This is a genomic window from Klebsiella sp. M041, assembly GCF_059759695.1.
On the sequence record NZ_JCAXWU010000011.1, the window covers coordinates 111,506 to 123,890 of the forward strand.

At 57.2% G+C, this 12,385-nt stretch carries 11 protein-coding genes; 9 read left to right on the forward strand and 2 right to left on the reverse strand.

Going from position 1 to position 12,385, the window contains the following annotated elements; translation table 11 throughout:
* Positions 1–115: 115 nt before the first annotated feature.
* The 4 genes from topA to acnA all read left to right on the forward strand — a co-directional run bounded on the left by topA (position 116) and on the right by acnA (position 7,512).
* Positions 116–2,713, forward strand: coding sequence for a type I DNA topoisomerase (topA, locus tag AC6CWS_RS16130; protein ID WP_023289334.1), 2,598 nt, complete (start codon positions 116–118; stop codon positions 2,711–2,713).
* A 343-nt stretch (positions 2,714–3,056) separates the two neighbouring features.
* On the forward strand, positions 3,057–4,031 hold the full coding sequence (gene cysB, locus AC6CWS_RS16135; protein WP_004203875.1) for an HTH-type transcriptional regulator CysB: 975 nt from the start codon (positions 3,057–3,059) through the stop codon (positions 4,029–4,031).
* A 245-nt stretch (positions 4,032–4,276) separates the two neighbouring features.
* The gene (locus tag AC6CWS_RS16140; RefSeq protein WP_002901776.1) at positions 4,277–4,444 is read left to right on the forward strand and encodes a YmiA family putative membrane protein; all 168 of its coding nucleotides are present in this window, start codon (positions 4,277–4,279) and stop codon (positions 4,442–4,444) included.
* A 389-nt stretch (positions 4,445–4,833) separates the two neighbouring features.
* Positions 4,834–7,512: an aconitate hydratase AcnA gene (acnA, locus tag AC6CWS_RS16145; RefSeq protein ID WP_065883009.1), complete on the forward strand. Its 2,679-nt coding sequence runs from the start codon at positions 4,834–4,836 to the stop codon at positions 7,510–7,512.
* 47 nt (positions 7,513–7,559) lie between these two features.
* On the opposite strand, the gene ribA is transcribed toward acnA, so the two are convergent.
* Positions 7,560–8,162: a GTP cyclohydrolase II gene (gene ribA / locus AC6CWS_RS16150; protein ID WP_023289336.1), complete on the reverse strand. Its 603-nt coding sequence runs from the start codon at positions 8,160–8,162 to the stop codon at positions 7,560–7,562.
* Between the two features lie 163 nt (positions 8,163–8,325).
* On the opposite strand from ribA, the gene pgpB reads away from it, so the two are divergent.
* From pgpB to yciH, 5 genes are all read left to right on the forward strand, one after another.
* Positions 8,326–9,093 (forward strand): phosphatidylglycerophosphatase B, encoded by a 768-nt coding sequence (gene pgpB / locus AC6CWS_RS16155; protein ID WP_065883010.1) that lies wholly within the window; start codon positions 8,326–8,328, stop codon positions 9,091–9,093.
* 135 nt (positions 9,094–9,228) lie between these two features.
* Complete coding sequence (locus tag AC6CWS_RS16160; protein ID WP_023289338.1) at positions 9,229–9,537, forward strand: LapA family protein; 309 nt, start codon at positions 9,229–9,231, stop codon at positions 9,535–9,537.
* Between the two features lie 6 nt (positions 9,538–9,543).
* On the forward strand, positions 9,544–10,713 hold the full coding sequence (lapB, locus tag AC6CWS_RS16165) for a lipopolysaccharide assembly protein LapB (protein WP_004203879.1): 1,170 nt from the start codon (positions 9,544–9,546) through the stop codon (positions 10,711–10,713).
* A 191-nt stretch (positions 10,714–10,904) separates the two neighbouring features.
* Entirely contained in the window at positions 10,905–11,642 is a 738-nt protein-coding gene (gene pyrF / locus AC6CWS_RS16170; protein WP_023289339.1) for an orotidine-5'-phosphate decarboxylase, read from the forward strand.
* Positions 11,642–11,968: a stress response translation initiation inhibitor YciH gene (gene yciH, locus AC6CWS_RS16175; RefSeq protein ID WP_002901782.1), complete on the forward strand. Its 327-nt coding sequence runs from the start codon at positions 11,642–11,644 to the stop codon at positions 11,966–11,968. Before pyrF ends, yciH begins: the two co-directional genes overlap by 1 nt.
* A 129-nt stretch (positions 11,969–12,097) precedes the next feature.
* Here yciH and osmB read toward each other — a convergent pair whose 3' ends face one another.
* Positions 12,098–12,316 (reverse strand): osmotically-inducible lipoprotein OsmB, encoded by a 219-nt coding sequence (osmB, locus tag AC6CWS_RS16180; protein ID WP_002901783.1) that lies wholly within the window; start codon positions 12,314–12,316, stop codon positions 12,098–12,100.
* Positions 12,317–12,385: the final 69 nt, after the last annotated feature.

The window sequence follows — 12,385 nt, forward strand, 5'->3', positions numbered from 1 at the left end:
AGGTGTTCTGGGTTGATATTCACCGACGGTGCCGCAACATATGAGGCAGTCGCCAGTGGAGGGTGTATGAATGTGCGATGTATTCCTGGATGAATCAAATTAGGTAAAGGTGAATATGGGTAAAGCTCTCGTTATCGTTGAGTCCCCGGCAAAAGCCAAAACGATCAATAAGTATCTGGGTAATGACTACGTGGTGAAATCCAGCGTCGGTCATATCCGCGATTTGCCGACCAGTGGATCAGCTTCCAAAAAGAGCACCGACTCTACCGCCACCAAAGGGGCTAAAAAGCCTAAAAAGGACGAACGTGGTGCTCTGGTTAACCGCATGGGCGTGGACCCATGGCATGACTGGAATGCGCATTATGAAGTACTTCCGGGTAAAGAAAAGGTCGTTTCCGAACTCAAACAGTTGGCGGAAAAAGCTGACCACATCTATCTCGCAACCGACCTTGACCGCGAAGGGGAAGCCATTGCCTGGCACCTGCGGGAAGTCATCGGCGGCGATGAGCAGCGTTACAGCCGCGTGGTGTTCAATGAGATCACCAAAAACGCCATTCGTCAGGCTTTCGAAAAGCCGGGCGAGCTGAATATCGATCGGGTTAACGCTCAGCAGGCGCGTCGCTTTATGGACCGCGTGGTGGGTTATATGGTTTCGCCGCTGCTGTGGAAAAAAATCGCCCGTGGTCTTTCTGCCGGGCGCGTGCAGTCCGTCGCGGTCCGCCTGGTGGTGGAGCGTGAGCGTGAAATCAAAGCGTTCGTCCCGGAAGAGTACTGGGAAGTTGATGCCAGTACCACCACGCCGGGCGGCGACGCGCTGCCGCTGCAGGTGACCCATAAGGATGATAAGCCATTCCGTCCGGTCAGCCGTGATGAGACGATGGCGGCGGTATCGCTGCTGGAAAAAGCCAGCTACAGCGTACTGGAGCGGGAAGACAAGCCGACCAGCAGTAAGCCGGGCGCGCCGTTCATCACCTCCACCCTGCAGCAGGCGGCCAGCACCCGCCTCGGCTTCGGCGTGAAAAAGACCATGATGATGGCTCAACGTCTCTATGAGGCGGGGCATATCACCTATATGCGTACCGACTCCACCAACCTGAGTCAGGACGCGCTGAACATGGTTCGCGGTTATATCAGCGATAAGTTTGGTAAAAAATATTTGCCGGAAAGCGCGAATCAGTACGCCAGCAAAGAAAATTCACAAGAAGCGCACGAAGCGATTCGTCCGTCTGATGTGAACGTGCTGGCGGAAACGCTGAAAGATATGGAAGCGGATGCGCAGAAACTGTATCAGCTGATCTGGCGCCAGTTTGTCGCCTGTCAGATGACGCCGGCGCAGTACGACTCCACGACGCTGACCGTGGCGGCGGGCGATTTCAAACTGAAAGCGCGCGGTCGTACCTTACGCTTCGACGGCTGGACCAAAGTGATGCCGGCCCTGCGCAAGGGCGATGAAGACCGGACCCTGCCGCTGGTCAAACAGGGCGACCAGCTGAGCCTGGTCGAGCTGACGCCTGCGCAGCACTTTACCAAGCCGCCGGCGCGCTTCAGCGAAGCCTCGCTGGTTAAAGAGCTGGAAAAACGCGGCATCGGCCGTCCGTCGACTTATGCCTCGATTATTTCCACCATTCAGGATCGTGGTTACGTGCGAGTGGAAAACCGTCGTTTCTACGCGGAGAAAATGGGCGAGATCGTCACCGACCGACTGGAAGAGAACTTCCGCGATCTGATGAACTACGACTTCACCGCGCAGATGGAAGATCGTCTCGATCAGGTGGCTAACCACCAGGCCGAGTGGAAAGAGGTGCTGAACCACTTCTTCGGCGATTTTACCACCCAGCTGGAGACGGCGGAGAAAGATCCGGAAGAGGGCGGCATGCAGCCGAACCCGATGGTGCTTACCAGCATCGACTGCCCGACCTGCGGCCGTAAAATGGGTATCCGTACCGCCAGCACCGGCGTTTTCCTCGGCTGTTCGGGCTATGCCCTGTCGCCGAAAGAGCGCTGCAAAACCACCATTAACCTGGTGCCGGAAAACGAAGTCCTCAACGTGCTGGAAGGCGATGACGCCGAAACTAACGCGCTGCGCGCCAAACGCCGCTGCCAGAAGTGCGGTACGGCGATGGACAGCTACCTTATCGATCCCAAGCGTAAACTGCACGTCTGCGGTAACAACCCGACCTGCGATGGCTATGAGATTGAAGAGGGCGAGTTCCGCATCAAGGGCTATGACGGTCCGGTAGTGGAGTGCGAGAAGTGCGGCTCCGAGATGCACCTGAAGATGGGGCGTTTTGGGAAGTACATGGCTTGTACCAACGACGAGTGTAAGAATACGCGTAAGATCCTGCGAAATGGGGAAGTGGCGCCGCCGAAGGAAGATCCGGTGCCGCTGCCGGAGCTGCCGTGCGAGAAGTCTGACGCCTATTTCGTGCTGCGTGACGGGGCCGCGGGCGTCTTCCTGGCGGCCAACACCTTCCCGAAATCACGGGAAACGCGCGCGCCGCTGGTGGAAGAGCTGTACCGCTTCCGCGATCGTCTGCCGGAAAAACTGCGTTATCTCGCCGATGCGCCGCAGCAGGATCCGGAAGGCAATAAGACGCTGGTGCGCTTTAGCCGTAAAACGAAGCAACAGTACGTAGCGTCCGAAAAAGAGGGCAAAGCGACCGGCTGGTCAGCCTTCTTTATCGACGGTAAATGGACGGAAGCTAAAAAGTAACTGACCATTATCAGGCAGGAAAAGGGCGCTTTTCCTGCTCTGGCGGCCGGCAGGGGCCATGGATGCCTCTGCCGTGTCGTTTTCCTTTTTCTCCGCGCTTTTCACCCTCTTATAACCACCTATATTATTTTTCGTTACCGTCTATACAGTGTTGATATAAATGATATAGTGGTTATAGTTAATGCCTTTTTTATTATTAAAACGTCTTATACATCATCGCTTTCAGGATGCGTTGCGGCGCCACTATGGCCAACTGCCGGGAGGCCTGGCCTTCACCGGCGACAAGTTGCCTGAACGTAAAGTGTATTAAGCGGCTTCATTTTACGCGCAAACGGATATCAGCATGAAACTACAACAGCTTCGCTACATCGTTGAGGTGGTTAACCATAACCTGAATGTTTCATCCACCGCCGAAGGGCTTTATACCTCTCAGCCAGGCATCAGTAAGCAGGTGCGTATGCTGGAAGATGAGCTGGGCATCCAAATCTTTGCCCGCAGCGGCAAGCATTTGACTCAGGTGACGCCTGCCGGGCAGGAGATCATCCGTATTGCCCGCGAGGTGTTGTCGAAAGTCGATGCCATCAAATCTGTCGCCGGGGAGCATACCTGGCCGGACAAAGGGTCGCTGTACGTGGCGACCACCCATACCCAGGCGCGCTATGCGTTGCCCGGGGTGATCAAGGGCTTTATTGAACGCTATCCGCGGGTGTCGCTCCATATGCATCAGGGTTCGCCAACCCAGATCGCCGAAGCCGTGTCGAAAGGCAACGCCGACTTCGCCATTGCTACCGAAGCGCTGCATCTGTATGACGACCTGGTGATGCTGCCATGCTATCACTGGAACCGGTCGATCGTGGTGACGCCGGAGCATCCTCTGGCCTCCAGGGGCTCGGTATCAATAGAAGAGCTGGCGCAGTACCCGCTGGTGACCTATACCTTTGGCTTCACGGGCCGCTCCGAACTGGACACCGCGTTTAACCGTGCGGGCCTGACGCCGCGCATTGTCTTTACCGCTACCGATGCCGACGTCATTAAAACCTATGTTCGCCTGGGGCTGGGGGTGGGGGTGATTGCCAGCATGGCGGTAGATCCGGTCTCCGATCCGGACCTGGTGAAGCTGGATGCCAACGGTATTTTCAGCCACAGCACCACTAAAATAGGCTTCCGCCGCAGCACCTTCTTACGAAGCTACATGTATGATTTTATTCAACGTTTTGCACCCCATCTGACCCGCGATGTCGTGGATACCGCAGTGGCGCTACGGTCGAATGAAGATATTGAAGCGATGTTCAAAGATATAAAACTTCCGGAAAAATAACCCCGTTAAAAATAATGGCATTCCGTGTAAGGAGTGCCATTAACTATCATGGCCCTTATTTAACAACTTAAACCTCGAACCAATCACAAAATTAAGAATTTCTGATAACGCGTTTTTCATAATGCCCGTCGCGATCAAATAACCGGTCAAATATATTCCATCAGGCCTAAATTCACTGGATTAATCGTTTATCCATAATTAAGATTTATCTGTACCTGATGATTTGAGCAATTGGTGGTGACAATATGATAAGTAATATCGATTACATGAAACTGGCGATGTCATACGAAAATGACAAAACCGAAATCGATCCCGTTCTGCGTAGTCGCGTATGGGGCGTAGTGTTGGTAGGGCTGGCGATGTTCTGGAGCATCATCGCGCTCACCATCTGCAACATCTGGATTGTCAGCTAAAGCTGTAGGTCATCGTTGTAGATACATGTCATTTTTATGACAGTGAAAGGAAACTGTAATATAAAATCAGTGACCGGCAATACAGGGAGAATATATTTTGCCGCGGGATTCATCCAACCTGAAATCAATCACAAGAGCTAATCGGCCAGCAGGTAATGATTAGCTCTTTTTTTGTCCTCGTGTACTAATACAATATCGCTTAAAAGACCTCCCTGCACTATTTTGGTGCTATTTCCTCTGCGCGTAGATAATTCCCTTTTAACCCCTCTCCGTCACATCAGATTTAGCAATTTGGGTTGTTATCAAAGTGTTATGCCCAGCATGTGTTATCTTTAATGGAGACCCTGAGGAGAATCGGGGTATGCCATCCCTGAGATAAAGGAGGAGCTATGTCGTCAACCCTACGAGAAGCCAGTAAGGATACGCTGCAGGTTAACGCGAAAACCTGGCATTACTACAGTCTGCCGCTGGCGGAGAAGCAACTGGGCGATCTCAGTCGACTGCCCAAGTCGCTGAAGGTGCTGATGGAGAACCTGTTGCGCTGGCAGGACGGTGACTCGGTGACTGAAGAAGATATTCGCGCCCTTGCCGGTTGGCTGCAGCAGGCCCATGCCGACAGGGAGATTGCTTATCGTCCGGCCCGCGTCCTGATGCAGGACTTTACCGGCGTACCGGCGGTGGTGGATCTGGCCGCCATGCGCGAGGCGGTGAAACGCCTGGGCGGCGATACCGCGAAGGTGAACCCGCTGTCGCCGGTCGACCTGGTGATCGACCACTCGGTGACGGTCGACCGCTTCGGCGATGACGAAGCCTTTGAAGACAACGTCCGCCTGGAAATGGAGCGTAACCACGAACGCTACGCTTTTCTGCGCTGGGGGCAGCAGGCCTTCAGCCGCTTCAGCGTGGTGCCGCCGGGCACCGGGATTTGCCACCAGGTCAACCTGGAATATCTCGGACGGGCGGTGTGGAGCGAAGAGGTGAATGGGAAGTGGATGGCGTGGCCGGATACCCTGGTGGGTACCGACTCCCATACCACCATGATTAACGGGCTCGGCGTGCTGGGCTGGGGCGTGGGCGGGATTGAAGCGGAAGCCGCCATGCTTGGCCAGCCGGTGTCGATGCTGATCCCCGATGTGGTAGGCTTTAAGCTCAGCGGCAAATTGCGCGAAGGCATTACCGCTACTGACCTGGTCCTGACGGTCACCCAGATGCTGCGCCAGCACGGCGTGGTCGGAAAATTTGTTGAGTTCTACGGTGACGGTCTGGATACCTTACCCCTGGCCGACCGCGCCACCATCGCCAATATGGCGCCAGAGTATGGCGCCACCTGCGGTTTCTTCCCGATCGATGACGTGACGCTCAGCTATATGCGCCTCAGCGGACGTAGCGAAGAACAGGTGGCGCTGGTGGAAGCCTATGCCAAAGCGCAGGGCATGTGGCGCCAGCCGGGCGATGAGCCGGTCTTTACCAGTACCCTGGCGCTGGATATGGGCAGCGTTGAAGCAAGCCTCGCCGGGCCGAAGCGGCCGCAGGATCGCGTGGCGCTCGGCGATGTGCCGAAAGCCTTTGCCGCCAGCGGCGAGCTGGAGGTTAACCACCTTCAGCGTCAGCGTCAGCGCCAGCCGGTGGCGTATACGCTGAACGGGCATCACTATTCGCTGCCGGATGGCGCTGTGGCCATTGCGGCGATCACGTCCTGTACCAACACCTCCAACCCCAGCGTGCTGATGGCCGCCGGCCTGCTGGCGAAAAAAGCCGTCGAACGCGGACTGCAGCCGCAGCCGTGGGTGAAAGCTTCTCTGGCCCCTGGCTCGAAAGTGGTGTCGGATTATCTGGCCCATGCCGGCCTGACGCCTTACCTCGACCAGCTCGGCTTCAATCTGGTGGGGTATGGCTGTACCACCTGTATCGGTAACTCCGGCCCGCTGCCGGAACCTATTGAAGAAGCAATCAAAAAAGGCGATCTCACCGTCGGGGCGGTGCTCTCCGGTAACCGTAACTTCGAAGGGCGTATCCACCCGCTGGTGAAAACCAACTGGCTGGCCTCGCCGCCGCTGGTGGTCGCTTACGCGCTGGCCGGGAACATGAACATCGATCTTACCCGCGAGCCGCTGGGGCAGGGCAGCGACGGCGAGCCGGTCTATCTGAGAGATATCTGGCCGAGCGGGGAGGAGATTGCCTGCGCGGTGGAACAGGTCTCCACGGAGATGTTCCGCAAAGAGTACGCGGAAGTGTTTTCCGGGACAGAGGAGTGGAAGGCGATCAAGGTGGAGGCGTCAGATACCTACGGCTGGCAGGAAGATTCGACCTATATTCGCCTGTCGCCGTTCTTTGACGAGATGGGCATTGAGCCGCTGCCGGTGGAGGATATTCACGGCGCGCGGATCCTCGCCATGCTGGGCGATTCAGTGACCACTGACCACATTTCGCCGGCGGGAAGCATCAAAGCCGATAGTCCGGCAGGCCGCTATCTGCAGGAGCATGGGGTTGCCCGGCGCGACTTTAACTCCTACGGCTCCCGTCGCGGTAACCATGAGGTGATGATGCGCGGCACCTTCGCCAATATCCGCATCCGCAACGAAATGGTGCCGGGGGTGGAAGGGGGCATGACCCGCCATCTGCCGGACCGCGAACCGGTGGCAATCTACGATGCAGCGATGCTATATAAAGCTGAGGGCATACCGCTGGCGGTGATTGCTGGTAAGGAGTATGGCTCAGGTTCCAGTCGCGACTGGGCGGCGAAGGGGCCGCGCCTGCTGGGGATCCGGGTGGTGATCGCCGAGTCCTTCGAACGTATCCACCGCTCCAACCTGATCGGGATGGGGATTCTGCCGCTGGAGTTCCCGCAGGGCGTCACCCGTAAAACGCTACAGTTGACCGGCGAAGAGCGGATTGATGTCAGTAACCTGCAGTCGCTGCAGCCCGGCGCCACGGTGCCAGTGACCCTCACCCGCGCTGACGGCTCGCAGGAGGTGATCGCCTGCCGGTGTCGTATCGACACGGCGACCGAACTCACCTACTACCGCAACGACGGCATTTTGCACTACGTTATCCGCAATATGCTGTAAAACGAAGGGCCAGCATCGCTGGCCCTCTCTTTACGCTGCCGCCGGTATTATTCCGCCGGCTTGCTGTTCAGCAGATGGCCCATCTTGGCGGCTTTGGTGTCCAGATAGTGGGCGTTTTTCGGGTTGCGCCCGACGATCAGCGGAACGCGCTCCACAATGTTAATCCCGGCTTCGCTGAGGATTTCCACTTTTTTCGGATTGTTGGTTAACAACCGCACTTGCTCAACGTTGAGCAGCTTGAACATATCGGCGCACAGGGTGAAGTCGCGTTCATCGGCGGCGAAGCCAAGCTGATGGTTCGCTTCGACAGTGTCATAACCCTGATCCTGCAGCGCGTAGGCGCGGATCTTATTCAATAAACCAATGTTGCGACCTTCCTGACGATGATAGAGCAGGATCCCCCGGCCTTCTTCGGCGATATGCGACAGGGCCGCCTCCAGCTGAAAGCCGCAATCACAGCGCAGGCTAAACAGGGCATCGCCCGTCAGACATTCTGAATGGACGCGGGCGAGCACCGGCGACTGCCCTGAAATATCGCCGTATACCAGCGCGACATGATCCTGTCCGGTTGCCAGTTCTTCAAAACCCACCATCAGGAAATCGCCCCAGGGGGTTGGCAGTTTGGCTTCTGCCACACGTTTAAGCTGCATGTGATTCTCCAGATTCTGTCAGCACCTGAATGTGCTTTCTGTTTACCGCTATTTTGCCACAACGCCGGGACGTTCTCCTAATCACGAACGGTTAGCCGCGCGGAAAGCGCACAAACGATCTACTTTCCGCTATGATGTTCATCTACAAGGAGAAGGAGAGAAAATGCTGTTGATTGCCCGACGAACCGCTCTCGCGGCGGCGCTGCTGCTGGTCATGCCCCTCACGGTCTGGCTGTCTGGTTGGCTGTGGCAGCCAGGACTGCCGGTGGTATGGCTGAAAAGCCTCTGGTGGGTGACGGAAACGGTGACCCAGCCGTGGGGAATTATCACCCATGTTGTGCTGTGCGCCTGGTTTCTCTGGTGCCTGCGCTTTCGCCTGCGCGCGGCGCTGATCCTGTTCCTCATTCTTGCCGCCGCCATCCTGGTGGGACAGGGGGCCAAATCCTGGGTCAAGGCGCGGGTTCAGGAGCCGAGACCGTTTGTCATCTGGCTGGAAAACGCAAGGCAGGTGCCGGTGACGCAATTCTACGCGTTAAAGCGCAAAGAACGCGCTAAACTGGTGCATGAGCAGCTGGCGCAGGCGCAGGACATCCCGCCGTTTTTACGCAAACACTGGCAGAAAGAGACCGGGTTTGCATTCCCGTCAGGCCATACGATGTTCGCCGCCAGCTGGGCGCTGCTCGCTGCCGGGCTGCTGTGGCCGCGTCGGCGCTGGGGCACGATCGCGTTACTGCTGGCGTGGGCGACGGCGGTGATGGGGAGTCGCCTGGCGCTCGGTATGCACTGGCCGCTGGATCTCATCGTCGCTACGCTGATCTCCTGGCTGCTGGTCACGGTGGCCTGCTGGCTGACGCAGCGTCTTTGCGGGCCGCTTTCGCCGCCGGGGGAAGAGGCGCAGGATATTAAAAAACGGATGCCTGAAGCGGAATAATGTTGATTTTAGCGGCATCCGACCGCATATCCTGTCGAGTTGCCGTGCTTTTTCGTTCCACCGCTGCGGCGAAAATGATACTTTATAGGGCTGAAAGCGGGCTTTTTACGCGCAACCCACAGAACGGGAAGTCATGTGAAATATTTACTCATTTTCTTACTGGTGTTAGCAATCTTCGTCATTTCAGTGACGCTGGGGGCGCAGAATGACCAACAGGTCACTTTCAACTATTTGCTCGCTCAGGGTGAATTCCGCATTTCGACGCTGCTGGCGGTGCTGTTCGCCGCGGGCTTTGCTATCGGCTGGCTGATCTGCGGCCTGTTCTGGCTGCGGGTGCGCGTCTCGCTGGCGCGCGCGGAGCGGAAAATTAAGCGCCTGGAGCACCAGATTGCTCCTGTTAGCCCGGCGGCTGTCGAGGCAGGCGTGCCTGCGGTGAAGGAATAACCTCTTATGCTGGAGTTGTTGTTTCTGCTTTTACCCGTTGCCGCCGCCTACGGCTGGTACATGGGGCGCAGAAGTGCACAACAGTCCAAACAGGACGACGCGAGCCGCCTGTCACGGGATTACGTGGCGGGGGTTAACTTTCTGCTTAGCAACCAGCAGGATAAAGCCGTCGATCTGTTCCTTGATATGCTGAAAGAGGATACCGGCACCGTTGAGGCCCACCTGACCCTTGGCAACCTGTTCCGCTCGCGCGGCGAGGTTGACCGCGCGATCCGTATTCACCAGAGTTTGATGGAAAGCGCGTCGCTCACCTACGACCAGCGCCTGCTGGCGGTGCAACAGCTGGGGCGCGACTATATGGCCGCCGGGCTGTATGACCGCGCGGAAGATATGTTCAAACAGCTGGTGGATGAGACCGATTTTCGCCTCGGCGCGCTGCAGCAGCTGCTGCAGATCTACCAGGCGACCAGCGACTGGCAGTCGGCTATCGAGGTGGCTGAACGGCTGGTGAAGCTGGGGAAAGAGAAGCATCGTGGCGAAATCGCCAACTTTTGGTGCGAACTGGCCCTGCAGCAGATGGCGGCCAACGATCTGGATAAGGCGATGGCGCTGTTGAAGAAAGGCGCCGCCGCGGACCGCAACAGCGCCCGGGTTTCGATCATGATGGGCCGGGTGTGGATGGAGAAGGGCGACTACGCCAAAGCGGTGGAGAGCCTCGAGCGGGTTATCGATCAGGATAAAGAGCTGGTGGGTGAGACGCTGGAGATGCTGCAAACCTGTTACCAGCAGCTCGGCAAAGCCGATGAATGGGAAGTTTTCCTGCGCCGCTGTGTGGAGGAGAACGCCGGGGCGACCGCCGAACTGATGCTGGCGCAGATCCTTGAGCAGCGGGAAGGGGTCGAAGCGGCGCAAAACTACGTGACCCGGCAGCTTGAGCGCCACCCGACCATGCGCGTTTTCCATAAGCTGATGGACTACCATCTCAACGAAGCGGAAGAAGGGCGGGCGAAAGAAAGCCTTGGGGTGCTGCGAAACATGGTCGGCGAACAGGTGCGCAGCAAACCGCGCTACCGTTGCCAGAAATGCGGCTTTACCGCTCATACTCTCTACTGGCATTGTCCGTCCTGCCGCTCCTGGGCGACCATCAAACCTATTCGCGGCCTCGACGGCCAGTAAGGTCAAAAAAAACAGACGATTTAGTTACAACATACTTATCATTTCTTTCCCGTCACCGCCTGCAGCCCCGGCAACGGCATCGTCCGCACAGGGCAAAACAGCAGCCTGTTATTTTGTTAGCTTCACAGGTAGAATGCTGCCCGTTTACCTTTTTTGCGCCCTCTGGCGCCCATCAACACTAAGGTCTGGTCATGACGTCAACAGCTATCCCATCTTCCCGCGCTGTCACTTCCTCTCCCGTTGTGGTTGCGCTCGACTATGATAATCGCGATAAAGCGCTGGCATTTGTCGACCGCATCGACCCGCGCGACTGCCGCCTGAAGGTGGGCAAAGAGATGTTCACCCTGCTGGGACCGCAGTTTGTCCGCGATCTGCATCAGCGTGGGTTTGAGGTGTTCCTGGACCTTAAGTTTCACGATATTCCCAACACTACCGCCCGCGCGGTGGCGGCCGCCGCCGAGCTTGGCGTATGGATGGTGAATGTCCATGCCTCCGGCGGCGCGCGGATGATGACCGCGGCACGCGAAGCGCTGCTGCCCTTTGGTCAAGACGCGCCGCTGCTCATCGCCGTCACCGTCCTCACCAGCATGGAGTCCAGCGACCTGCAGGATCTGGGCATTACCTTATCCCCGGCTGACTACGCGGCGAAGCTGGCGGCGCTGACCCAACGCTGCGGCCTCGACGGGGTGGTGTGTTCAGCTCAGGAGGCGGTACGCTTTAAGCAAGAGCTGGGGCAGGCGTTCAAGCTGGTCACCCCGGGTATCCGTCCGCAGGGCAGCGACGCTGGCGATCAGCGGCGGATCATGACTCCCGAGCAGGCTCAGGCGGCAGGGGTGGACTATATGGTTATTGGCCGCCCGGTTACCCAGTCGACCGATCCAGCCGCGACGCTGCGGGCGATCAACGATTCTCTGCGCAAGGGGGCATAATGAGCGATTCCAACAGCCGTCTGGTCTACTCCACCGAAACCGGGCGTATCGACGAGGCGAAACCGGCGCCGGTGCGCCCGAAAGGCGACGGTATTGTGCGGATCCAGCGCCAGACCAGCGGCCGCAAGGGCAAAGGCGTCTGTCTGATTAGCGGAATTGATGCCGACGATGCGGCGCTCACTGCGCTGGCGGCAGAGCTGAAGAAGAAATGCGGCTGCGGCGGCGCGGTGAAAGATGGCGTGATCGAGATCCAGGGCGACAAACGGGATTTACTGAAGTCGCTGCTCGAGGCGAAAGGGATGAAGGTGAAGTTAGCCGGCGGCTAATTGTTATTTCAACCCTAATTAATGGCCTGGTGAAATAACAAGGCCGCGGTGAATGCCGCGGCCTTGAATGTTTTAACGTGCGTAAGTCAATTCGTGTGAATTATTCTTTTATTTCGTCAGATAAATATATTATTTGCCGACCTGGTGACCAATAATACCACCGACTGCTGCGCCACCCAGGGTACCGAGTGCGCTACCGTCAGTTAACACCGCACCGCCGATGGCGCCGGCACCTGCGCCGATAGCAGTGTTACGATCGCGTTTAGACATGTTAGAGCAAGCGCTCAGAGACATTGCTACAGTGACAGCCAGAACAACAGCAGCCATTTTTTTGCTCGTTGAAGTCATCATTTTTTTCTCCTGAATAATCTATTCATGGATTACAGCGCTCCTGTAAGCATAGCCTGATAAAGCAGC